This window comes from Actinomyces sp. HMT 175 (assembly GCF_016694895.1).
Classification (GTDB): Bacteria; Actinomycetota; Actinomycetes; order Actinomycetales; family Actinomycetaceae; genus Actinomyces; species Actinomyces oris.
Genome location: NZ_CP068012.1, coordinates 1,083,197 through 1,105,122, shown reverse-complemented (window position 1 = coordinate 1,105,122; position 21,926 = coordinate 1,083,197). Strand labels below are relative to the sequence as shown.

The following is a 21,926-nucleotide window of genomic DNA, read 5'->3' as shown; positions in this document are numbered from 1 at the left end:
GTTCACTCCTCCCCCGGGGCATCGGAACGGAGAGCAAGACGCCTCAGAGCGGCACGGACCACATCGGGCTTCGTCGTCGGCCACAGGGCGGGCATGGAGCGGGTGAGAAATCCCCCGTAGCGCGCCGTGCGCAGACGCGAGTCCAGGACGGCGACGACGCCGCGGTCCTGGCTGCGGCGGATGAGGCGCCCCGCCCCCTGGGCCAGGAGCAGGGCCGCGTGGGTGGCCGATACGCTCATGAAGCCGTTGCCGCCGGCGGCCACGACGGCGTCGGTGCGGGCCTGGGCGACCGGGTCGTCGGGCCGGGGGAAGGGGATGCGGTCGATGACGACGAGGCGGCAGGTGCGCCCGGGCACGTCCACGCCCTGCCACAGCGAGAGGGTGCCCACCAGGCAGGCAGCCTCGTCCTCGGCGAAGGCCCGCACCAGGGTGGGCAGCTGGTCGTCGCCCTGGGCGTAGACGGGCAGGTCGGTGGCTCCGCGCAGCACCTCGGCGGCCTCCTGGGCGGCGCGCTTGGAGGAGAACAGGCCCAGCATGCCGCCTTCGGAGGCCTCGACCAGGGCGAGCATCTCATCCAGGGCCGCTTCGGAGATGCCGGCGCCGGGGCGGGGCAGGTGGGCGGCCACGTAGAGGATGCCCTGACGGGGGTAGTCGAAGGGGGAGCCGACATCGAGACCTCTCCAGGGCTGCTCGGCCAGGGTCAGTCCCAGGGAGCGGGCCATGGGGTCGAAGCTGTCCCCCAGGGCGAGGGTCGCCGACGTCATGACGCTGGCGCGGCCGTTGAGCAGGTGGCCGGCCACCGATCCGGCGACCTCGATGGGGGCCAGGAGGAGGCGCGGGGGCTCGGCACCCATGCGGGGACGCTCGATCCAGGCCACGTCGCGTCCCTGGGCCACCGAGTCCGAGGTCATGCGGTCCAGGGCGTCGACCAGGTCCGCGACAGCGGTGCGGGCGACCGCCAGGCCCCCGGCGGCCTCGCTGGAGCGATCGCGGCCCAGGGCGCGGGCCTGGTCGCGCACGTCGGAGGCGACCTGGCGGGCGGCGCCGTCCAGGAGCACGAGCGCGTCGTGCAGGGCGGTGGGCAGGGGCGCCTCCAGGCGGCCGTCGGGCAGCTCGGCCAGCGCGAGCTGGAGGGTCTGGCCCGCGGACTCCAGCTCGCTGACCAGCACGGAGGCGTGCTTGCGGGCGGTGGCTGCGGTGCGCGCCACGGCGGCCGCCGACAGGGCGATGGTGCCCTGGGAACGGATGCGGTCGGCCAGCTCGTGGGCCTCGTCGACGATGAGGACCTGGTGGTCGGGCAGGACCCCGGGGTTGCCGGCCACGACCACGCCGAGCATGGCGTGGTTGGTCACCACGAGATCGGCCCGGGAGGCGGCGGCGCGCGCCAGCTCGGGGAAGCACTCGGACTTCAGGGGGCAGGACTGCCCCAGGCACTCGGCCCGGGAGACGGAGACCTGGGCCCAGGCGCGCTGGGAGACGCCGGGGACAAGGTCGTCGCGGTCACCGGTATCCGTCCTGGCCGCCCACTCGCGCAGGCGGACCACCTGCTCGCCCAGGCTCGCGTTGCTCCCGTGCCCGGCGGCCGGCTGGGCGATGGCGTCCCCGACGCCGAAGAGCGCGGCCTCGTCCTCCTCCGGCGGGTAGCCGCCGTCCAGGCGGTGGCGGCACAGGTAGTTCTGCCAGCCCTTGAGCAGGGCAACTTCGGGGCGGGTGCCGGTGACATGCTCGACGGCATCGGCGGCCAGAGGCGCGTCCTTGGTGAGGATCTGCCGTTGCAGGGCCAGGGTGGCGGTGGAGACCACGACCCGGGCCCCGGCCTGCACGGCATGGGCCATGGCGGGCACCAGGTAGCCCAATGACTTTCCCGTCCCGGTGCCGGCCTGCACCAGGAGGTGGGTGCCGTCGGCCAGGGTCTGGGCGACCTCCCGGGCCATGGTGGTCTGCCCCTGGCGGGGGCTGCCGCCCATGGTGCGCACCGCGGCGTCAAGGACGTCCAGGACCCTGCGGTCGCCGGCGCCGTCAGTGTCAGGCCGGTCCGTGCGGCTCGGCTCGCTCGGGGTCACGGCGCCTCTCAGTCGACGGTGACGCCTGCGGCGGCGCCCTCGATCTCGGCCGCCAGGGCGGCGCCGACGCGCGCGACGACGTGAGTGCCCGCCTCGACGTAGTCGACTGTGTCGATCTCCCCCTCGGCGTGGACCCGGGAGACGAGGTCCCCACGGGAGTAGGGCACCACGACGTCGATGCTCACCTGCGGGTGGGGCAGCATCTGCTCGATGCGGGCGCGCAGCTCCTCGATCCCCTGCCCGGTGCGGGCCGAGACCGCGACCGCCCCGGGCAGGCCGGTGCGCAGCGCGGCCAGGGTGACGGCGTCGGCGAGGTCGGTCTTGTTCAGGACGATGAGCTCGGGCACGTCCAGGGCGCCGGGGATCTCAGACAGGACGGTGCGCACGGCGGCCACCTGGCTGAGGGGGTCGGGGTGGGCGGCGTCGACGACGTGCAGCACGAGGTCGGCCCCGGCGACCTCCTCCAGGGTGGAGCGGAAGGCCTCAATGAGCTCGTGGGGCAGGTTGCGCACGAAACCGACGGTGTCAGTGAGGGTATAAGTGCGCCCTTCGGAGGTCTCGGCCCGCCGGACGGTGGGGTCGAGGGTGGCGAACAGTGCGTCCTCGACCATGATGCCGGCCTCAGTGAGGCGGTTCATGAGGGAGGACTTGCCGGCGTTGGTGTAACCGGCGATCGCCACCGAGGGGATGGCACCGCGCCGGCGCGAGCCCCGTTTGGTCTCGCGTGAGGGCGCCATGGCCTGAATCTCGCGGCGCAGGCGGGCCATGCGCTGGCGGATGCGGCGCCGGTCGAGCTCGATCTTGGTCTCTCCGGGGCCGCGTGAGCCGATGCCCTGACCGGCGGCCACGCGGCCTCCGGCCTGTCGGGACATGGACTCGCCCCATCCGCGCAGGCGCGGCAGAAGGTACTCGAGCTGGGCGAGCTCGACCTGGGCCTTGCCCTCGCGGGACTTGGCGTGCTGGGCGAAGATGTCCAGGATGAGGGCGGTGCGGTCGACGACCTTGACGCCGACGACGTCCTCCAGGGCTCGGCGCTGGGAGGGGGCGAGCTCGCCGTCGACGATGACCGTGTCGGCGCCGGCCGCGGCCACGACGTCGGCCAGCTCACGCGCCTTGCCGCTGCCCAGGTAGGTGGCGGGATCGGGGTGGTCGCGCTTCTGGATGAGGGCGTCGAGGACCTCGCTGCCGGCGGTCTGGGCCAGGGCGGCCAGCTCGCGCAGGGAGGTATCGGCGTCCTGGGTGTCGCGCACCTGGCCGCTGCCCCCTGGTGCGCCGGCGGCCGGGCCGTGGGTCCGGGGCAGCTCCAGGCCGACCAGGACGACTTTCTCCAGGCGGACCTGGCGGTACTCGACCTCGCTGACGTCCTCCAGCTCGGTGGACAGGCCGGCCACACGGCGGCGGGCGGCGCGGGCCTCCCGCTCCAGGGCGCCGTCGTCGAGGCCGTCCGCGTAGCCACCGGCGTGCTCGTGCTGGGCGGCGGTGGAGGCCAGGGCGGTTCCGGTCCGGGACAGGACCCGGGCCACAACGTCATGGACATCGTGAACGTCACGGACGTCACGGATGTCACGGCCCTCGTGGACGTCGCGGTCGTCGCGGGAGTCGCGGAGGTCTGCTGCGTCCTCGGGGGTGGAGGGGGTGGTGGAGTGGTGATGGGTCACAAAATGTCCTTCGTCGTATGCCTGCGCCCCTCCGATGGGGCGCGTTGGTTCTGGCGGGGAGCGGCGCCGGCCGCCGTTTCAGCGCATACGAAGGATCCACATGGGGGCGATGGTACTGCCCGTGGGCGCGTGGGGCCACCCGCCGACTCGGGCGGCGCGTCGGGCCAGCAGCGGGGTGAGGAGGAGCCCCACGGCGAGCAAGATGAGTGTGTGCCACAGCCGGTCCGTCTCGACACCGGATGCCGTGGGGGCGACGAAGGCCGCGGCCAGCGTGGTGCGGCGGCGGTAGACCTTCGGTTCCCGCGCCGGATGGGCCCCGCAGACAAGCGCGACGACCGGCCAGCCGATACCGCCTGCGGTGAGCGCCCAGCCGATCTGGGTCGGGGTCATGTCCAGGACATCGTGGGCGCTGGGAGCAACCAGGTAGTCCAGGGTCAGGAAAAAGGCGCACACCCACATCAGGGTGGCGATGCCCGCGCACCGGCCGACCGCCAGGCACAGGGTCCCTGCAGGCAGGACGCGGGAGCAGGACCAGAGCACCAGTGCGGTCCCGCCGGCGACTCCGGGCCAGAACCAGGGGCTGGAGACGCGAAGCGCCCCGATGATCGCCACACCTGTGGCCATGGCCCGGGCGGCCAGGCCCCGCAGGATCTCCCCGAGGACGTAGACCTCGATGTTCGGGGCGAGGGCTCCGACGACGGCGCCGGAGGCGCCTCCCGTTGGCTTCTCCGATGTGCTACCGGACCTTCCGACACGGGGTCGGATGGTAGCGGAGACATCGTCATCACATCAGGCTACCCGCCTCGATACAACCGCTGTGCGGCGTTCCAGCCACCGCCGCACCACCATGAAGACAGTTCCGGCAAGCGCAGCGTGCACAAGGCTGATCCCGGCCACCTCGGGCGTGGCGAACTCGATCCCGACCCCGGAGTCGATCCAGCCAAGACCGCCCAGAAGCACGCGGTTGATGGTGAGAAACGTGTGATGGAAGGCGATCGCAGAGGTGAGCGCACCCGGTAGTGGGATCCGTCGGGCCGCAACCAGTGTGAGGCCGAAGACGAACAGCAAAACTATGTAGAAAAAGGGGTCGTTACCGCTCGGCGCCAGAGAGAAGCCCGTGGTTCCGCCCCCTAGAACGAGCGTTGACGTCATTCGAATCAGATTGCTGAACGCCGTACTGAGGCAGAAGAGAACCGTGATCGTCATGGTGGCCGCGAGCGGGCCCCAACTTTCCCGTAGAGTCGACCACCCGTAGCCGCGCAGCGCGATCTCCTCCGGCAATGCCTCGTACAGTAGCAGGACGACCGCGTTGACTGCGAGGAAGGTTGCGAGCGCCACCGGTTCGAGGTGATCGAACCGGGCCCAGCCGATCAAGAACACGGGTGTCCACACAACAGCCCCGGTCACGACAGCGACGGCCACCCCGGTCGCGGCCGCGGCGGGCCAGTGACGTGATAGGCCCATCCCGGCGAGAGTCCTGCGGTCAAGGAGACGACGACAAGCCACGATCGCGGGAACAACGAACAATGTGACCAGAACTGCCTGAGACACGCGAATGAATGCAGGTCCGGTCTCAGTCCTGGATCCGACAGCCTGTGCGATCGCTATCGAAAGAGTCACCCCCAACGTCAAGATTGCCCAGCCGCTGAGCGCCTTTGCGAGAGCCTTGTATCGGCTCATGACAACATCCCTCTCCTACCGTCCGCACCCCTATGGAGACGCGATCGTATTATCAAAAAGCCGCGTCTCGCAAAATCGGCACTCCTCGCCTGGCAAGGGGGCAGCGGACTGATGACCGCCTTGGTTTCCTCCCTCTGTCGACGAGCAGAGCCCGGGTAGCCTGGACCACGTGAGCGAGCACTACTTCACCGCCTCCCCCGCCGTCGAGGCCGAGGAGCGCACCCACCGCTTCTCGATCCGCGGCGTCGAGCGCACGGTGGTCACGGCCTCGGGCGTCTTCAGCGCCGACCGTCTCGACAAGGGCACCCAGGTCCTCCTCGACCACGTCCCCGATCCGGCCCAAACCGGCACGTTCCTCGACCTGGGCTGCGGATGGGGGCCGATCACGCTGGCCCTGGCCGGGGCCGCTCCGCAGGCGCGGGTCCTGGCCACCGATGTCAACGAGCGCTCCCTGGCCCTGACCGCCCGCAACGCCGCTGCCGCAGGCCTGGACAACGTGCGGACCGCCCCGGCCGACGCACTGCTGGCTGAGCTGCGCCAGAGCTTGACACCGGTGGATCTCATCTGGTCCAACCCTCCGGTGCGCATCGGCAAGGAGGCCCTGCACACGCTGCTGCTGGACTGGCTGGCGCTGCTGTCCGACGACGGCGAGGCCTGGCTGGTGGTGCTCAAGAACCTGGGAGCCGACTCCCTGGCGACCTGGTTGAGTAACCAGGGCTGGGACGTGAGCCGAATGGCCTCCTCGAAGGGCTTCAGAGTCCTGCGGGTGTGCCGCTGACACGACGGCGGGGCGCCAGGAGCAGGTCGATGACGGCGACCCCGGCGGCAACGGCGATGGTGGCCACGACGGCCAGCAGGCCGGCTTGAGCGGCGGCCTCCCAGCCCGAGGAGTGCGAGACGCGGAAGGTCAGGCCCGTGATGACGGCGATGCCGATGGAGGCGCCGATGCGCTCACCGGTCTGGAGGATGCCTCCCGCGGCCCCGGCGTACTCCAGGGGGACGTCGGCCAGGGAGAGGGTCTGGTTCGGGGAGACCACGAGGCCCTGCCCCACTCCGAGCACCAGCAGCGTGAGGGTCAGCCACCAGGGACTCCACCCCGCACGCGCATGCATGTGCATGATGCCGATGCTCCCCAGCAGCCCAGCCATGCCCAGCACCATGCCGCCGAGCACCATGGCCCGCCCCACCCGGATCACCCTGCGGCCGGCGACGGCGGCGGCGACCGATCCCGCCAGGGCGGCCGGGACTCCGATGAGGCCGCTGGCCAGCGCGGTGGATCCCAGGCCGGCCTGGACGTACTGGGCCACGATGATCCACACGCTGGTGTAGCCCAGGAAGTACACGGCGATGGCCAGGCTGCCGTAGGCGAAGGAGGGGATGGCCAGCAGGCTGAGGTCCACCATGGGGGCGCCGCCCTTGGCCCGGTAGCGCTTCTCCCAGGCCACCCAGGCGGCGATGGCGCCGATGCCGGCGGCCTCCAGGCCCCAGATCCAGGTGCCGGCCGAGGCCTCCATGAAGGGGATCATGATGAGCAGCGTGCCGACGGCGAGCATCCCCATCCCCACCGGGTCGAGATCGACACCGCTGCGGTGGGCGGCCACGGTGGCGCCGGCGCTCCCGGCGGCGTCGCCATCGGGGCTGTCCGCCTGTTCCGTCTGACCTGTGTCGCTTCCCCGGCGCCAGGCGGAGGCCGGCAGGTAGCGACGCGCGGCCCAGACGCCGGCCAGGGTGAGGGGGACGTTGATGAGGAAGGAGGCGCGCCAGCCCCAGTCGTCCCCGAGCCAGCCGATGAACCCGCCGCTGAGCACGGGCCCCAGCGCTACCGAGACCCCGATGACGGCGCCGAAGAGCCCGAAGGCACGTCCTCGGGCCTCACCGGAGTAGTACTGCTGGATCATGCCGGTCACCTGCGGGTTGAGCAGCCCTGAGCCGATCCCCATGACGACCCGGGCCAGGTTGAGGGTGACGACGTCGGGAGCCAGCCCTGAGGCGAGCGAACCGGCACCGAAGAGGAGCATGCCGATGACGAAGAGCCGTCCCCGTCCCATGACGTCGCCGGCGCGGCCGGCCGGGACGAGGACGACCCCGAAGACGAGGGCGTAACCGGAGACGACGAGCTGGAGCCCGGCGGTGCCGGCGCTCAGGCTGTGGGAGACCGCCGGCAGGATGACATTGACCGAGGAGACGGCCAGCAGCGTGACGAAGGCGGGGATGAGAAGTGTCGGCAGAAGCCGCTCATGGTTCGGACGCGGCGTCTGGGCCGGGTCGCGGGGGTGAGGCGTGGGCACGTCGAGAGGCTACCGCGTGCCGGACCGCTTACAGCTGTGAGGCCGCGGCGTGCTCGACGTCCTGCTGGACCCGGCTGGGAGGCTCCCCGGGGGCGGGCGTGGACCAGGCTCCGGAGCGGATGTCCAGGAGGATGCCGATCAGCAGGGCGAGGAGTGCCGGAGGGATCCATCCGGTGGAGTCGCTCCACAGGCCGGTTCTCGCCAGCAGCCTGCTGGGGCCATCCCAGCCGGCGGCGGTGATGGCGGGCACGGATCCGAGAATCCCGGCTGAGCTCACGCACCACAGGTAGGCGGCCTTGAGCCGTCCCGGTGCCACGGCGTCGACCAGGGTCACGGCGACCAGGGCGATGGCCAGGGGGTAGAGCAGGAACAGCAAGGGTCCCGCGATCTTGAGGATGGCACTCAGGCCCAGGTTGGCCAGGGTGAAGGACACGATCGCGCAGGCGGCGAGCTGCCGGTTGAAGGAGACGGCCGGCCAAGCGGTGTAGGCGTAGCCGGCCCAGGAGGCCATCAGGCCCACGGCGGTGGTCAGGCAGGCCAGGATGACGATGGCGGCGAAGATGACCACTCCCGAGGTCCCCAGCGTCGAGGAGGCCGCGTTGCGCAGCAGCTCGGTGCCGTCCTTGGTGTCGACGGTGATCTGCCCGCGGGTACGCGTCCCCAGGACGGCCAGGCCGACGTACACCAGCCCCAGGAGCACAGCGGCGATACCACCGGACAGGACCGTGCCACGCACCAGGGCGCGGGGAGAGGTCAGGCCGCGTTCGCGCAGGGAGGTGATGACGACGATGCCGAAGACGGTGGCCGCCAAGACGTCCATGGTGAGGTAGCCCTGAGTCAGCCCATTGGTCAGAGGATCACTCGCGTAGGGCTCGATGGCCTCGCGCTCCACCCTGGGGGACATCGCGATGGTGACCCCGCACAGCAGGGCCAGTAGGGCCAGCAGGGCGGGAGTGAGCCAGCGCCCGACGCGGTCGGCCAGGCGGCTCGGGCTGCGGGCGATGCTGAAGGACACCCCCATGAACACCGTCACGTGCACCAGCAGGGCCAGGCGGGAGTCCTGAATCCCCAGCAGCTCGAGTACCGGGCGGGTCGCCAGCTCGTAGGCGACCGTGGTGACACGGGCGATGGCGTACAGCGGGCCGATCGCCAGGTAGACCGCCAGCGGCATGACGGTGCCGAATCGGGGTCCCACTCTGCGAGCCAGGCCCAGGATCCCCTCACCGGAGGTGGAGACGGCGACCACGGTGATGAGTGGCATGAGCACCCCGGTGGCGAGGAAGCCCACCATGACCGGAATGAAGGATCTGCCCGAGGCGGCGCCCAGCAGGGGCGGGAAGATGAGGTTGCCCGCTCCGAAGAACAGGGCGAAGAGCATCAGGCCGGTCGGCAGGATGGTGCTGACGGCGGCGCGTGTGGATGGCTGGCTCATAGTGGTGGTCGGTTTCTCTTCTCGGATGTGGCGTCGGTGCGACGTCCGGGAGCAGTGCGGATGGCGGCGGGGCTGAGGGGCCTCAGGCGACGGTGATCCGCCCGGTGATCGTGGCCGGGCCGGTCAGCAGCACGCTGCTGTCCTCGCCCAGGGGGTCGCCGCCCACGTGGACCCCGATCTCTCCGCCGGGAACGAGCAGTCGGTAGTCCTCGGGAGCGCCCGGACCGGTCCAGGCGTGCAGGGCGACGGCGACGGCGCAGCACCCCGCTCCGTAGGAGAGGGACTCCCCCACGCCGCGCTCCAGGACGCGCATACGGGCGATACCCACCGATGACTGGGTGTCGGGGTCGGTCTCCTCCCCCAGCGGCACGACAAGCTCAAGATTGGTGCCGACCTCGGGGGCGGGCTCGTAGGCGACCGGGTCCGCGGAGTCGGTGAGCCCGGCGAAGGCGGCCGCCTCGAGCTCGCCCTCCTCCCCCAGGGCGACGACGGTGTGGGGGCCGGAGATTTCCACGCTCAGGGCGGCCCGCGGCCCGTCCAGGCCAGGGACGACGACGGCCGTGTCCCAGCCCTCGTCCTCGGCCTCCTCGGGGCTGGTCAGGCGGGCCGGCCCCATGTCCACGGTCCACAGCTCGCCCAGGCGGGTGATGGTGCAGGCCCCGCCGCGTGTGCCGATGGTGACGGACTCGCCGTCGGCGATGGGGCACAGCCCCTCACAGTCCAGGACGTGGGCGAACAGGCGTGCGGCGTTGCCGCTCATCTCGGCCACGGTTCCGTCGGCGCGGTAGTAGTCCAGGAACCACTCGGCCTCGGGCACGGAGGCGGCGAAGGCTCCGCCGCCGGGCAGGGCGGTGGTCCGTACAACGCGCACGAAGCCGTCGGCGCCGATGCCGCGGTGGCGGTCGCAGACCGCCGCGATGTCGGCGCCGCTGATGGCGACCTCGCAGCCGGGGTCGACCAGCATGAGGAAGTCGTTGAGGGTCGCGTGGCCCTTGATGAGCTCACGACCGTGAAGACCTGTCGAGTGCGGCATGGTCCCTAGCCTAAGCGACGCCGCGACCCGCGCAGACGAGCTCCCATGCCTGCCGGGTCAACCGGGAGCGCTCGGAGTCGGTGCACTGCCCGGTCTCGGTGAGGGCGACGTCGATCCAGTGCAGCCGTGGGTCGCGCCGGAACCACTTGATTTGGCGGGAGGCGAGCTGGCGGGTGGCCAGGGCGGTGGAGTCGACCGCCTCGGGCACACTCATGGTCCCGTCGATGACCGCGAGCGCCTGGGCGTAGCCGATGGCGCGTGGGGCGGTCTCCCCCTCCCGGATGCCCTGGTCGATGAGGGCCTCCACCTCCTCGACGAGGCCGCCGTCGAACATGGCGCGGGCCCGCTCGTTGATGCGCTTATCCAGGAGTCGGCGCTCGCAGCGCAGGGCGATGTGGACAGTGGGGGCGATGTCCTCGTAGCGGGGCAGGGAGGCGGAGAAGGGACGGCCGGTGATCTCGATGACCTCCAGGGCCCGCACGATCCTGCGGGTGTTGGAGGCCTCCACGCGCTCGGCGGCGACCGGGTCGAGGCGGGCCAGCTCGGCGTGGAGGGCGGCGGCTCCCTCCTGCTCGGCGCGCTCGCTCAGGCGGCTGCGCACGGCCGGGTCGGTGCCGGGGAAGTCGAGGTCGTCGGTCAAGGCTCGCACGTACAGGCCGGAGCCTCCGGCGATGATCGGCAGGTGGCCCCGTGACTCGACGGCGTCGATGTCTCCGCGGGCGCTGCGCTGGAAGGCTGCCACGGACGCCCTGTCCCTGACGGTGAGGACGTCGATCTGGTGGTGGGGGACGCGGGCCCGCTCGGCGGGGCTGGGTTTGGCGGTGCCGATGTCCATGCCGCGGTAGAGCAGGGAGGCGTCGGCGTTGATGATCTCGGCGCGGGTCGCCGGTTCGTCGGAGTGCATCCGCTCGGCGAGGTCGAGGGCGAGGGCGGACTTGCCGGTGGCGGTGGGCCCCACGACGACGAGTCTGGGCAGACAGGGGACGCTCGGGGACGCTGGGCTCATGGGGCTCAGATCTCCGGCAGGAGAGGCCCCACCAGGCTGAGGGCCTGGGTGCAGGCGGACAACGCCGTGTCCAGGTGGAGGCGCAGCTGGGCATCGGTAGCCCCGGCGGACAGGTCGGTGAGGTAGGTGGCGCGCACCAGCGGACCGATGGGGGTGTCGATGACGCCGACGGTGGGGAAGAACTTGTCCCGGTTCCAGTCGTTGACGCTGGCGGCAATCTCGTCCCTCTGGGAGGCGGGGGCGGCCTCCTCCCAGTCCCCCGAGACCAGGAGCCAGCCGTCGTGCCCCTCAGGAATCTCGATGACGAAGGGGAAGGAGTCCCAGGTGCCTAGGAGGCAGGGGTGCTCGCGGTCCTCGGTCAGCTGGACGTTGTACTCCATGGGGCCGGTGAGCATGGACTCGATCCGGGCCAAGGTCAGCTCCTGGGGCTCCTCGTCGGCCGGCTCCAGGTCCGAGGAGCGGTCGGCGCCCCGTCCTTCCACTGCCGGCTCCTCCTCCGACCGGCCTGATGTGCTCGACCAGCTGCGTGAGGAGTCCAGGGTCTGCGCCGAGGCGGTTGTCCTGGCCGGCTCCGATGGACCACTGGAGTCGGTCGGAGTGGTTGAGTCGGCTGATTGGCCTGAGGCTGCGGGTTCCACGTGACCTGTGACGTACGGCGAGATGGTCGGGGGCTCGTCGGATCGGCTCTGGGAGTCAACCGGCCCGCTGCTGCGCCGGTGGTCCAGCGCCCGCACGTCCCACTCCTTGCCCAGGAGGCGCGCGATGAAGTCGGTGAGGCGTTGCAGTCTGGGCATCACGGCTCCAGGCTTCCGCGCAACTCGTCGGGGAACTGCTCCTCGGCCTCGTGCATGAGGGCGACGATGAGCCGGCAGCCACCGAAGACGAAGTCCTCGAGCTGTCGGTCCGTCATTCCCGCCTCGAGGGGGTAGGTGTACTCGCCGTGAAGGCGCACGACTCCGCCGTCGGCGACGGTGAGGTAGGCCTTGGGGCCGATGCGGGTGGTGTTCCAGTCCTCGACCAGGGCGCGCAGCTGGGTCAGGTGCTCGGTGTCGGCGATGCGGTGCCAGATTCCGCGCATCTGGACGGCCCTGGTGTCCTGGAAGATAGCGTGGACGGTGACGTAGCGCCAGGGGATGCCGATGTCGCCCTCGTCGTCGATGAAGTAGCGCAGTCCCAGTCGTTTGACGCACTCGTGGATACGGTCGACGTCCACGGGCCTGGGGACCGTGGCGGCGGCAGCAGAGCTGGCGTCGAAGCTGGGCATGCTTCCCAGCCTAGCGGGGCCTACGGGCTGCTCCCCAGCGCAGCCCGGCCCGCTCCACCGTCAGCGCAATCAGCCGTGGTCCGCCTCAGGCCGGTGCGCCCACGCGCAGGGTGGGCAGACCCAGGCTCACCGGAGCGGTGTCGGGCTCGGGAGTGGCGCAGGCCTCGGCCTGGCGGCGCTCCCAGGCGTCTCCGGCGCGGGTGCGTCGCACTTGGAACAGGGCGGGGCCGTCGTCGAGCCAGAGGCGGTCGCCGGGTTTGAGGGCCTCGTTGGCGGCCGCGGCGCGCGGGTCCAGCTCGCGTCCGCAGCGGGCGGAGTCGGCGATGAGGTTGTGGGGGGCGCCGTGGGTGACGCGCACGGTGACCATGTCGCCGGGGCGCGGGGCCCCGCCGGCGTAGTCGTCCTCGGCCAGGTCCTCGGGCAGGGCGACGTGGACGAGGCGGTTGTCGGCGGCGCGTCCGGAGATGCGGGCGGTGACCGAGTCTCGGCGCCCTTCGCCCTCGGCGACGAGCACCTCGACGACGCGTCCCTCCTGGCGCTCGTTCTCCTCGTGGGCGATGCGGCGCACGAGCGCGTCGAGCCGCCGGTAGCGGTCCTTGACGACCTCGGTGGGGACCTGGTCGTCGCGGTCGGCGGCGGGGGTGCCCGGGCGCGGGGAGTACTCGAAGGTGTAGGCCGAGGCGAAGCGGGCCTGCTCGACGACGTCGAGGGTGGCCTGGAAGTCCTCCTCGGTCTCGCCGGGGAAGCCGACGATGATGTCGGTGGTGATGGCGGCCTCGGGCATGACGGCGCGGACCTTGTCCAGGATGCCCAGGAAGCGCTGGGTGCGGTAGGAGCGGCGCATGGCGCGCAGCACCCGGTCCGAGCCGGACTGCAGGGGCATGTGCAGGCTGGGCATGACGGCCTCGGTGGTGGCCATGGCCTCGATGACGTCGTCGGTGAAGGCGGCGGGGTGGGGGCTGGTGAAGCGCACGCGCTCGATGCCCTCGACTGAGCCGGCCGCCCGCAGCAGCTTGGCGAAGGCGCCGCGGTCCCCGAAGCCGACCCCGTAGGAGTTGACGTTCTGCCCCAGGAGGGTCACCTCGATGGCGCCCTGCGCGGCGACGGCCTCGACCTCGGCCAGGACGTCGCCGGGGCGGCGGTCGCGCTGCTTGCCGCGCAGGGAGGGCACGATGCAGAAGGTGCAGGTGTTGTTGCAGCCCACGGCGATGGAGACCCAGGCGGCGTAGGAGGACTCGCGGCGGGTGGGCAGGGTGGAGGGGAAGACCTTGAGGGACTCCTCGAGCTCGACGGCGGCCGCGGAGTTGTGCCGGGCGCGCTCGAGCAGGGCGGGCAGGACGTCGAGGTTGTGGGTGCCGAAGACGACGTCGACCCAGGGGGCCCGCTCGACGATCCCCTCCCCCATCTGCTGGGCCAGGCACCCGGCCACAGCGATCTGCATGCCGGGGCGCTCGCGCTTGACGGCGGCGAGCTGGCCCAGGTTGCCGAAGAGCCGGGTGGCGGCGTTCTCACGCACCGAGCAGGTGTTGATGATGACGACGTCGGCCCCGCCGTCACCGGCGTCGGTGGCGCGGGCGGCGGCCTCGGGCACGTCCTCGACGCGCAGGTAGCCGGCTCTCTCCAGCAGTCCCGCCATGTGCTCGGAGTCGTGGACGTTCATCTGGCAGCCGAGCGTGCGCACGTGGTAGGTGCGCGGCAGGCCGCCTCGGGCGTCGAGAACGGGGGCGGAGGTGGTCAGCGTGGTCATCGCCGAGCAGTGTAGGTGGCGGCGGGGCCCCGCCCCAGCCCTGGCGCAGCGTCGTGACCAGATGCACGGCTGATGGTCCTCGACCTGGGCCTCACGGAGCGCCGCTTCCATTCTGCTGCGCGGATGCGGGCTCCTTCACTAGGATGTGACGCGCCACACGACGAGAGGGAGGGTTATGACGGCGCCCCACACACCTACGCGCTTCCTGGACCGGCACCTGGGCACGACGGGAGCGGACCTGGACACGGTCCTGACCCGCATCGGTGCTCGGAGCCTGGAGGACCTGGCCGTCCGGGTGGTCCCCGCCACCCTGCCCATCCTCGACCCCCCGCAGCAGCCCGAGCGCCCCGATGCCGTCGGCGGCGGTCTGAGCGAGGACGAGGCCGTCGGCGCCCTCAGGTCCCTGGCCGCCCTCAACGACCCACACACCGAGATGATCGGGCGCGGTTACCACCCCACCGTCACCCCCGCCGTCATCGTGCGCGACGTCCTGTCCAACCCCGCTTGGACCACCGCCTACACCCCCTACCAGGCGGAGATCAGCCAGGGGCGCCTGGAGGCCCAGCTGCTGTTCCAGACCGTCGTGGCCGATCTCACCGGCCTGCCGGTGGCCTGCACCTCCCTGCTGGACGAGGCCACGGCCGTGGCCGAGGCCGTCCTGCTCATGACGCGCGCGCACCGCGGCCCCGGCGCTCCCGTGCTCCTCGACTCCGGCCTGCACCCCCAGCTCATCGAGGTGGCCTCGGCCCGGGCCGAGGCCCTGGGCATCGACGTCGAGGTCGTCTGCATCTCCACGATCACCGAAGACGGCGCTCCCCTGACCGGGGCGGTCCTGGCCCACACCACCAGCCGCGGACTCGTCCAGGACCTCTCCGGTGCCATCGCGGCCGTCCACGCCCGCGGCGGCCTGGTGGCAGTCGATGCCGACCCGCTGGCCCTGACGCTGCTGACCGAGCCGGGCGCCGTCGGCGCGGACATCGCCGTCGGTACCGCGCAGCGCCTGGGGGTGCCCCTGTTCTTCGGAGGCCCCCACCCGGGCTTCATGTCCGTCACCGAGGCGCTGCGGCGCCAGCTGCCGGGACGCGTCGTCGGCGTCTCCCGGGACACCGAGGGCCGTGAGGCCTACCGCCTGGCCCTGCAGACCCGCGAGCAGCACATTCGCCGGGAGAAGGCCACCTCGAATATCTGCACCGCGCAGGCCCTGCTGGCGGTCGTCGCGGCCTTCTACGCGGTCTACCACGGTCCCGAGGGCCTGGTGTCCATCGCCGAGCACGTGCACCGCCGGGCCGAGCACCTGGCCGTCGGCGCCTGCGCGCTCGGGCTCGGCCTCGAGCACGAGGAGTTCTTCGACACGGTGAGCGTGCGCCTGCCCGGCGCCGCCCGCCACGCCATCGAGCGCGCTGAGGCGCTGGGCTACAACCTGCGCCTGCTCGATGCCGACCACGTGGGCGTGAGTGTCAACGAGACCACCACCGATGACGACGTCACCACGGTCCTGCGGGCGTTCGCCGACGCCCTGCCCCGCGCCGCGCAGGATCCCGCCCCGGGCACCGACGGCGTCTCCCGGTTCCCCCTGCCCGCCTCGCTGGCGCGCACGAGCACCTTCCTGACCCACCCGAGCTTCCACCGCTACCGCAGCGAGACCGCCCTTGTGCGCTACATCCGGCGGCTGGCGGACCGCGACCTCGCCCTGGACCGGACGATGATCCCGCTGGGCTCGTGCACCCTCAAGCTCAACGCGGCCGTGCAGTCAGCCGTGTGGCTCAGCCCAGGGCTCGCCGGCATCCACCCCTACGCCCCCGCGACCCAGACGCGCGGCTGGCGCCTGCTGCTGGACGGTCTCGCCGACCGGCTGGCGCGGCTGACCGGCTACGACCGGTGCAGCCTGCAGCCGGCCTCCGGCGCCCAGGGCGAGCTCGCCGGCCTGCTGGCGGTGCGCGGCTACCTCCGGGCCACCGGGCAGCAGCAACGCGACCTCGTCCTGGTACCCGCCAGCGCCCACGGCACGAACGCCGCCTCGGCCGCCGGCGCCGGCTTCAGCGTCACGGTGGTCGCCACCGCCGAGGACGGATCCATCGACGTCGACCATCTGCGCGAGCTCCTGGCCGAGTACGGTCAGCGCGTCGCGGCCATCATGCTCACGTACCCGTCCACCCACGGCGTCTTCGAGCCGCAGGTCACTGAGGTGACCGCCCTCGTCCACGACGCCGGTGGCCAGGTCTACATCGACGGCGCCAACCTCAACGCCCTCACGGGGCTGCTGCGCCCGGGTGACCTCGGTGGCGATGTGTCCCACCTCAACCTGCACAAGACCTTCGCCGTCCCTCACGGCGGCGGCGGTCCGGGCGTGGGCCCCGTCGTCGTCAAGGAGCACCTGGCCCCGTACCTTCCGGCCGGCCCCGCCGGATCGGCCCTCCCGACGGACGAGGACCACGACCGGGGCTTCGGCGGAGCAGCGGCCATGGGGGCCCGCTTCGGCTCGGCGGGGGTCATGCCGCTGGCCTGGACGTACCTGGCCACGCTCACCGACGCCGATCTGCGCCGGGTCACCCTCACGGCGCTGGCCCACGCGAGCTATCTCTCGCAGGCGCTCGCCGACGTCTTCCCCACCCTGTACACCCATCGCGGGCACGTGGCACACGAGTGCGTCCTCGACCTGCGTGCACTCACCGCCGCCACCGGCGTGACCGCCGAGGACGTGGCCAAGAGGCTCATCGACTACGGGTTCCACGCGCCGACCCTCTCCTTCCCGGTGGCCGGCACGCTCATGGTCGAGCCCACCGAGTCCGAGCCCCTGGCCGAGCTGGACCGCTTCATCGCGGCCATGCGCTCGATCCGTGCCGAGATCGACGAGGTCGCCTCGGGGGCCGTGGCGCTGGAGGACTCGGTGCTGCGCCGCTCGCCGCACACGCTGGCGGCCGTCACGGCCGAGCCCTGGAAGCGGCCCTACTCGCGCGCCACCGCGGCCTTCCCGCTGGCGGGCATGGAGACGGACAAGTACTTCCCCCCGGTCTCGCGGGTGGACAACGCGTGGGGCGACCGCCACCTGATGTGCACCTGCCCGCCACCCGATGCCTTCGAGGCGCACGAGGCCTGAGCCGAGACCACGTCTGACGAGGAGACAGCGATGAGCGAGCACACCGAGACCGGCGCAGCCGTCCTGCGCACCACGCCCCTGCACCGCGTGCACACGGCCCTGGGCGCGTCCTTCACCGACTTCGGCGGCTGGCAGATGCCGTTGCGCTACACCTCTGACCTGGCCGAGCACCACGCGGTGCGCCGCAGCGCGGGGATCTTCGACCTGTCCCACATGGGTGAGGTCAAGGTCGCCGGCCCCGAGGCGGGCGCCGCCCTGGACCACGCGCTCGTGGGGGCCCTGTCGGCCGTGGCGGTGGGGCGCGCCCGCTACACGATGATCGTCTCGCCCTCCGGCGGGGTCATCGACGACCTCATCGTCTACCACGTGGGCGACGAGGAGTACCTCGTGGTGCCCAACGCCGGCAACCGCGAGCGCGTCGCCGCCGAGCTGGTCGCCCGTTGCGCGGGCTTCGACTGCACGGTCGAGGACATCTCTCTGCGCACCTGCCTCATCGCCGTCCAGGGGCCGCGGGCGCAGGAGGTGCTCGTCGGCGTCGTCGAGTCCGGTGCCGCCATGCCCGGAGCCCTCAGGCCTCTTGAGGGCTCGGAGGAGGAAGACTGCGGACCGGATGTGCTGTGCGGTCCCACGCTCTTGGAGCGCCTGCGCTTCTACGCTGCCGTCAGGGCGACGGCGGCGGGGCACTCGGTGCTGCTGGCCCGTACCGGCTACACGGGTGAGGACGGCTTCGAGCTGTTCTGCGGCGCGGAGGACGCCGTGGACCTGTGGACGGTCATCACCAGCGCCGCGGCGGCCCTGGAGCCCACCGTCATCGACGGCGAGCCGGTGCCGGCGCTGACCCCCTGCGGGCTGGCGGCGCGCGACTCCCTGCGACTGGAGGCCGGGATGCCCTTGTACGGGCACGAGCTCCACGAGGGGATGACGCCCTACGACGCCGGCCTGGGCGCGGTGGTGCGGCTCGACAAGGGCGCTTTCGTCGGACGTGACGCCCTGGCCGCCCGGGCCGAGCAGGAGGGCACCGAGGGAACCTCGGTGCTGGTTCCCCTGACCGCTGAGGGGCGGCGTGCGGCCCGGGCCGGTGCGCCGGTGCTGGGCGACGACGGCGAGGTGCTCGGTACCGTGACCTCCGGCCTGCTGTCACCCACGCTGGGTCGCCCCGTGGCCCTGGCGCTCCTGCATCCCTGGCGTGAGGACGCCCCCGCCTGGCCCGTGGGCACGGCGCTCGTCGCCGACGTGCGCGGCAGGCCGCTGGAGGTCACGGTCGTCGACTCCCCCTTTTACAAGCGGACCCGATAAGGCGCCCCGCACCACCCACCACCTCCTGACAGGAAGGACCCCATCATGGCCCAGAGCGTGCGCGCCCACCTGCGCTACAGCATCGACCACGAGTGGCTGGAGGACGGTGAGCCCGCACGCGTGGGCATCACCACCGTCGCCGCCGACGCCCTCGGTGAGGTCGTCTTCGTCGAGCTGCCCGAGGTCGGCGCCCAGGTCGAGGCGGGAGAGCCCTGCGGCGAGCTCGAATCGACCAAGTCCGTCTCGGACCTCGTCTCGCCCGTGAGCGGCACCGTCGTCGCCGTCAACGAGGCGGTCGTCGACGAGCCGGGCACCATCAACGAGGACCCCTACGGTGCCGGCTGGCTGTTCACGGTGACGGTCAGCGCTGAGGGAGATCTGCTCAGCGCCCAGGACTACGCAGACAAGTTCGACGCCGTCGTCGACGGCTGAGCGCTCAGGCCCCGCTGTCGGCGGCCTTGCGGCGGGCGGCGAGGTCGGCGTCGTGACGGGCCGCCGTGGCGAAGGCCGCGCCGGGCTCGGCGATGGAGCCGAAGGAGGCCAGGTCGCGACGGAAGACGACGGCGGCCAGCCAGTCCATCATGATGCGCACCTTCCGGTTGAGGGTCGGCATCGCGTAGACGTGGTAGCCGCGGTGAGCGGTCCAGGCGGTGAAGCCGCGCAGGTCCCGGCCCATGATGCGGGCGACGCCCTTGCCGATGCCCAGGGAGGCCACGGTGCCCAGGTTCGCGTGCGCGTAGGACTTCAGAGGCACACCGTTCTCGTCCCCGGCGGCGAGGACGGCCACGAGGTTGTCGGCCAGCAGCTTGGCCTGACGCACCGCGTGCTGGGCGGTGGGGGCGCAGGTGGCCTCGGGGTCCTCGGAGGTCAGGTCCGGGACGGCGGCGCAGTCTCCGGCGGCCCAGGCTCCCTCGACCGGCGCGCCGTCGCGCGCCACCTGGAGGGTGGGCAGCGCGGTGACACGGCCGCGGGCGTCGATGGGCAGGTCGGAGGCGGTCTGCAGCACCGGGGCGGCCTTGACGCCGGCGGTCCACACGATGGTGTCGGCGTCGAACTCGGTGCCGTCGGACAGGACGACGTGGCCGTCGACGCAGGAGTTGAGGAAGGTGTTGAGCCGCACGTCGATGCCACGCTCGCGCAGCTGCTGGAGCCCGTAGCCGGAGAGCTCCTCGGTGAGCTCGGGCAGGATGCGGCGCGAGCCCTCGACGAGGACGAAGCGGACGTCGCGCTGCTCGATGGAAGGGATGGTGCGCACGGTCGCGCGTGCCATGTCCTCCAGCTCGGCAATGGCCTCGACGCCCGCGAAGCCTCCTCCGACGAAGACGAAGGTGAGCAGGCGCCTGCGGCGCTCGGTGTCCCAGGTGGAGGCGGCGTCCTCGATGCGGGTGAGGACCCGGTTGCGCAGGGCGGTGGCCTCCTCGACCTGCTTGAAGCCCATGGCCTGCTCCGCCAGGCCGGGGATCGGCAGGGTGCGGGCCTCGGCGCCCAGGGCGATGACGAGGTGGTCGTAGGTCAGGGTGTAGGGCTCGACCCGCTCGTGCGTGGACTGGGGGGTCGGGGGACGCACGGTGACGGTGCGGCCCGTGTGGTCGATGGCGGTGACGGCGCCGGTGATGATGGTGACGCCGTCGAGGTTACGGCGGTGGGGGGCGACGACGTGGCGCGGCTGGATGGAGCCGGCCGCGACCTCCGGCAGGAAGGGCTGGTAGGTCATGTAGGCGCGCGAGTCAATGATGGCGATCTCGACCTGGTCGAGGTTGAGCTGGGCGCGCAGGGCCCGGGCGACGCAGAAGCCGACGTAGCCGCCACCGGCGATGACGACGCGGGGCGGACGGCGGCTGCCCGTGCCGGCGGCGACGTCGGGGACGTCGTGGCGGGCCGGACGTACGGCCAGTGCGAGGGCGGCTCCGGCGGCCAGGAGTCCGGCGGTCGACAGGGCAATGGTGGTGCGACGACTCATGGGCACAATCTAAGGTTACCCTTAGTCCAAGATCACGCTAGGACCTATTTCCTAGACATGGTTCCTGTCACAGTGCCGTGCCCGGCCAAGAGCCGCCTTCACCGGCCGCCTGCGACCACCGTCCACTGATCCAGGGCCAGAGCGGCCGCCCCTCGCGCCCACTCGTCGAACTCGAAGGGACGCAGCAGGACGGGCACGGGCGCCGCAGCCCAGTGCCGCAGGCCGCCCACCTCCTCATCAAAGACCTCGCGGTAGGTCTCCACTACGGCGACCCCCTCCCCGGAGACGACGACGAGCTCGGGATCGACGTAGGCGATGAGAGTCCCCACGACCCTTCCGATCGCCAGCACCGCACGCCGTAGGACGTCGTCGACGCCGTTGTGGCGACGCATGTCGGGACTCAGGAGCAGATCGAGACTCAGCTCGCCGGCCTCACACTCCAGGTGCTCGGCGGCCGCCCGCAGGATCCCGGGGGTCGAGGCGAGGGCCCGAGCGCACCCGGGGTGCCCGATCTCGCAGCTGGGCCCCGAGGGATCCACCGGCAGGTGCCCGACGCTGCCGGCCGCCCCCTGCGCACCGGAGACGACCTCACCGGCCACCACGACCCCGCAACCGATCCCGGCGCCGAGGGTGACCATGGCGAAGGGGTCCTTCCCGCGGCCGGCCCCGAACCATGCCTCGGCGTAGGCGAAGGCGCGCACGTCATTGGCCGCGACGCAGGGAAGCCCGGTGGCCTCGGAGACCATGGCGGCCAGAGGCACGTCGCGCCATCCCAGGAAGCTGGCCACCACCACAGTCCGTCTCCCGACGACGGCCGCCCCCAGGGAGATTCCGATGGCATCGGGCCGTCGCCCGCTGCGCTCGGCCAGCTGCGCCACCACCGAGGCGATGAGGGCGGTCACGGAGCCGGCATCGGTGTCGGTCAACGGCCGAGAGTCACTGATGAGGACCTCGCCCAGCGGATCGGTCAGGACGGCGTAGAGGCGGTCATCTGTGAGCTTGATGCCTGCAACGGTGGCACTGCTCGGGACGACGGCCAGCAGGCGGGTGGGTCGTCCCGGCCCGGCCACCTCCACCGGCGGCTGCTCCTCGATGAGTCCCGCCTCGATGAGGGGGCGCACCGTGCGTGTCGTCGTCGCCGCGGACAGCCCCAGGCGCTCGGCGAGGTCGCCGCGACTCATGGGGCCGGCGGAGATCAGGGCGAGCAGCGCCCTGGCTCCGAGGCTGCGTCCACCGCCCATCGTCGACTCCCACTCCCATCGTCGTCAGCTGCCACCGGGGCCGCACGGCCTGTGACCTGGGACGACGTTCACCGCCGTCCACGTCGTACCGACACTGTAGAGCAAACCCTTGCAAAATCTAGCATCGTCAATTATTTTCATCTTACAAGGAATCGCCCCTG

17 protein-coding genes are annotated in these 21,926 nt (G+C 71.8%); 4 read left to right on the top strand and 13 right to left on the bottom strand.

Features of this window, described 5'->3' with window-relative positions:
• Positions 1-2 precede the first annotated feature (2 nt).
• The 4 genes from JJJ14_RS04750 to JJJ14_RS04735 all read right to left on the bottom strand — a co-directional run bounded on the left by JJJ14_RS04750 (position 3) and on the right by JJJ14_RS04735 (position 5,401).
• The gene (locus JJJ14_RS04750) at positions 3-2,063 is read right to left on the bottom strand and encodes an ATP-dependent DNA helicase (RefSeq protein WP_330831701.1); all 2,061 of its coding nucleotides are present in this window, start codon (positions 2,061-2,063) and stop codon (positions 3-5) included.
• Positions 2,064-2,071: 8 nt separating this feature from the next.
• Positions 2,072-3,721, bottom strand: coding sequence for a GTPase HflX (hflX, locus tag JJJ14_RS04745; RefSeq protein WP_201444814.1), 1,650 nt, complete (start codon positions 3,719-3,721; stop codon positions 2,072-2,074).
• A gap of 78 nt (positions 3,722-3,799) precedes the next feature.
• Complete coding sequence (locus JJJ14_RS04740) at positions 3,800-4,345, bottom strand: hypothetical protein (protein WP_201444813.1); 546 nt, start codon at positions 4,343-4,345, stop codon at positions 3,800-3,802.
• Positions 4,346-4,510: 165 nt separating this feature from the next.
• Entirely contained in the window at positions 4,511-5,401 is an 891-nt protein-coding gene (locus JJJ14_RS04735; RefSeq protein ID WP_201444812.1) for a hypothetical protein, read from the bottom strand.
• A 169-nt stretch (positions 5,402-5,570) separates the two neighbouring features.
• Between JJJ14_RS04735 and JJJ14_RS04730 the strand changes: the two genes are divergently transcribed.
• Positions 5,571-6,179 (top strand): class I SAM-dependent methyltransferase, encoded by a 609-nt coding sequence (locus tag JJJ14_RS04730; protein WP_201444811.1) that lies wholly within the window; start codon positions 5,571-5,573, stop codon positions 6,177-6,179.
• On the opposite strand, the gene JJJ14_RS04725 is transcribed toward JJJ14_RS04730, so the two are convergent.
• From JJJ14_RS04725 to miaB, 7 genes are all read right to left on the bottom strand, one after another.
• Entirely contained in the window at positions 6,154-7,689 is a 1,536-nt protein-coding gene (locus JJJ14_RS04725) for an MFS transporter (RefSeq protein WP_201444810.1), read from the bottom strand. The two genes, JJJ14_RS04730 and JJJ14_RS04725, sit on opposite strands and share 26 nt — an antisense overlap.
• 28 nt (positions 7,690-7,717) lie before the next feature.
• Positions 7,718-9,121, bottom strand: coding sequence for a branched-chain amino acid transport system II carrier protein (gene brnQ / locus JJJ14_RS04720; protein WP_101558401.1), 1,404 nt, complete (start codon positions 9,119-9,121; stop codon positions 7,718-7,720).
• A gap of 82 nt (positions 9,122-9,203) precedes the next feature.
• A complete protein-coding gene (locus tag JJJ14_RS04715) occupies positions 9,204-10,154 on the bottom strand; it encodes a diaminopimelate epimerase (RefSeq protein ID WP_201444809.1) in 951 nt (316 codons plus the stop codon).
• 10 nt (positions 10,155-10,164) lie between these two features.
• Positions 10,165-11,160, bottom strand: a complete 996-nt coding sequence (miaA, locus tag JJJ14_RS04710) for a tRNA (adenosine(37)-N6)-dimethylallyltransferase MiaA (RefSeq protein WP_201444808.1) — start codon at positions 11,158-11,160, stop codon at positions 10,165-10,167.
• A 5-nt stretch (positions 11,161-11,165) separates the two neighbouring features.
• Positions 11,166-11,954, bottom strand: a complete 789-nt coding sequence (locus JJJ14_RS04705) for a YbjN domain-containing protein (RefSeq protein WP_201444807.1) — start codon at positions 11,952-11,954, stop codon at positions 11,166-11,168.
• On the bottom strand, positions 11,954-12,424 hold the full coding sequence (locus JJJ14_RS04700) for a YbjN domain-containing protein (RefSeq protein ID WP_004565218.1): 471 nt from the start codon (positions 12,422-12,424) through the stop codon (positions 11,954-11,956). Before JJJ14_RS04700 ends, JJJ14_RS04705 begins: the two co-directional genes overlap by 1 nt.
• Before the next feature lie 85 nt (positions 12,425-12,509).
• Positions 12,510-14,171: a tRNA (N6-isopentenyl adenosine(37)-C2)-methylthiotransferase MiaB gene (gene miaB / locus JJJ14_RS04695; RefSeq protein ID WP_201444806.1), complete on the bottom strand. Its 1,662-nt coding sequence runs from the start codon at positions 14,169-14,171 to the stop codon at positions 12,510-12,512.
• A gap of 175 nt (positions 14,172-14,346) precedes the next feature.
• Between miaB and gcvP the strand changes: the two genes are divergently transcribed.
• From gcvP to gcvH, 3 genes are read left to right on the top strand one after another with little or no spacing between them, the layout of a single operon-like run.
• Complete coding sequence (gene gcvP / locus JJJ14_RS04690) at positions 14,347-17,268, top strand: aminomethyl-transferring glycine dehydrogenase (RefSeq protein WP_201444805.1); 2,922 nt, start codon at positions 14,347-14,349, stop codon at positions 17,266-17,268.
• A 30-nt stretch (positions 17,269-17,298) separates the two neighbouring features.
• Positions 17,299-18,564: a glycine cleavage system aminomethyltransferase GcvT gene (locus JJJ14_RS04685; RefSeq protein ID WP_201444804.1), complete on the top strand. Its 1,266-nt coding sequence runs from the start codon at positions 17,299-17,301 to the stop codon at positions 18,562-18,564.
• Between the two features lie 45 nt (positions 18,565-18,609).
• The gene (gene gcvH, locus JJJ14_RS04680) at positions 18,610-18,996 is read left to right on the top strand and encodes a glycine cleavage system protein GcvH (protein ID WP_201444803.1); all 387 of its coding nucleotides are present in this window, start codon (positions 18,610-18,612) and stop codon (positions 18,994-18,996) included.
• 4 nt (positions 18,997-19,000) lie between these two features.
• Here the strand turns inward: gcvH and JJJ14_RS04675 are convergent, their stop codons facing one another.
• Both JJJ14_RS04675 and JJJ14_RS04670 read right to left on the bottom strand, forming a co-directional pair.
• Complete coding sequence (locus JJJ14_RS04675) at positions 19,001-20,524, bottom strand: NAD(P)/FAD-dependent oxidoreductase (protein WP_201444802.1); 1,524 nt, start codon at positions 20,522-20,524, stop codon at positions 19,001-19,003.
• 98 nt (positions 20,525-20,622) lie between these two features.
• Positions 20,623-21,765 carry an ROK family transcriptional regulator gene (locus JJJ14_RS04670; RefSeq protein ID WP_101558409.1) on the bottom strand — a complete coding sequence of 381 codons (1,143 nt, stop codon included), beginning with the start codon at positions 21,763-21,765 and terminating at the stop codon, positions 20,623-20,625.
• Between the last annotated feature and the right edge of the window lie 161 nt (positions 21,766-21,926).

What these genes read in the sequence shown, in the direction of transcription:
- JJJ14_RS04740 (WP_201444813.1), bottom strand. Translation starts at nt 4,345, where the DNA reads ATGGCCACAGGTGTGGCGATCATCGGGGCGCTTCGCGTCTCCAGCCCC.
- JJJ14_RS04735 (WP_201444812.1), bottom strand. Translation starts at nt 5,401, where the DNA reads ATGAGCCGATACAAGGCTCTCGCAAAGGCGCTCAGCGGCTGGGCAATC.
- brnQ (WP_101558401.1), bottom strand. Translation starts at nt 9,121, where the DNA reads ATGAGCCAGCCATCCACACGCGCCGCCGTCAGCACCATCCTGCCGACC.
- JJJ14_RS04715 (WP_201444809.1), bottom strand. Translation starts at nt 10,154, where the DNA reads ATGCCGCACTCGACAGGTCTTCACGGTCGTGAGCTCATCAAGGGCCAC.
- miaA (WP_201444808.1), bottom strand. Translation starts at nt 11,160, where the DNA reads ATGAGCCCAGCGTCCCCGAGCGTCCCCTGTCTGCCCAGACTCGTCGTC.
- JJJ14_RS04705 (WP_201444807.1), bottom strand. Translation starts at nt 11,954, where the DNA reads ATGCCCAGACTGCAACGCCTCACCGACTTCATCGCGCGCCTCCTGGGC.
- JJJ14_RS04700 (WP_004565218.1), bottom strand. Translation starts at nt 12,424, where the DNA reads ATGCCCAGCTTCGACGCCAGCTCTGCTGCCGCCGCCACGGTCCCCAGG.
- miaB (WP_201444806.1), bottom strand. Translation starts at nt 14,171, where the DNA reads ATGACCACGCTGACCACCTCCGCCCCCGTTCTCGACGCCCGAGGCGGC.
- gcvP (WP_201444805.1), top strand. Translation starts at nt 14,347, where the DNA reads ATGACGGCGCCCCACACACCTACGCGCTTCCTGGACCGGCACCTGGGC.
- JJJ14_RS04685 (WP_201444804.1), top strand. Translation starts at nt 17,299, where the DNA reads ATGAGCGAGCACACCGAGACCGGCGCAGCCGTCCTGCGCACCACGCCC.
- gcvH (WP_201444803.1), top strand. Translation starts at nt 18,610, where the DNA reads ATGGCCCAGAGCGTGCGCGCCCACCTGCGCTACAGCATCGACCACGAG.
- JJJ14_RS04675 (WP_201444802.1), bottom strand. Translation starts at nt 20,524, where the DNA reads ATGAGTCGTCGCACCACCATTGCCCTGTCGACCGCCGGACTCCTGGCC.
- JJJ14_RS04670 (WP_101558409.1), bottom strand. Translation starts at nt 21,765, where the DNA reads ATGGGCGGTGGACGCAGCCTCGGAGCCAGGGCGCTGCTCGCCCTGATC.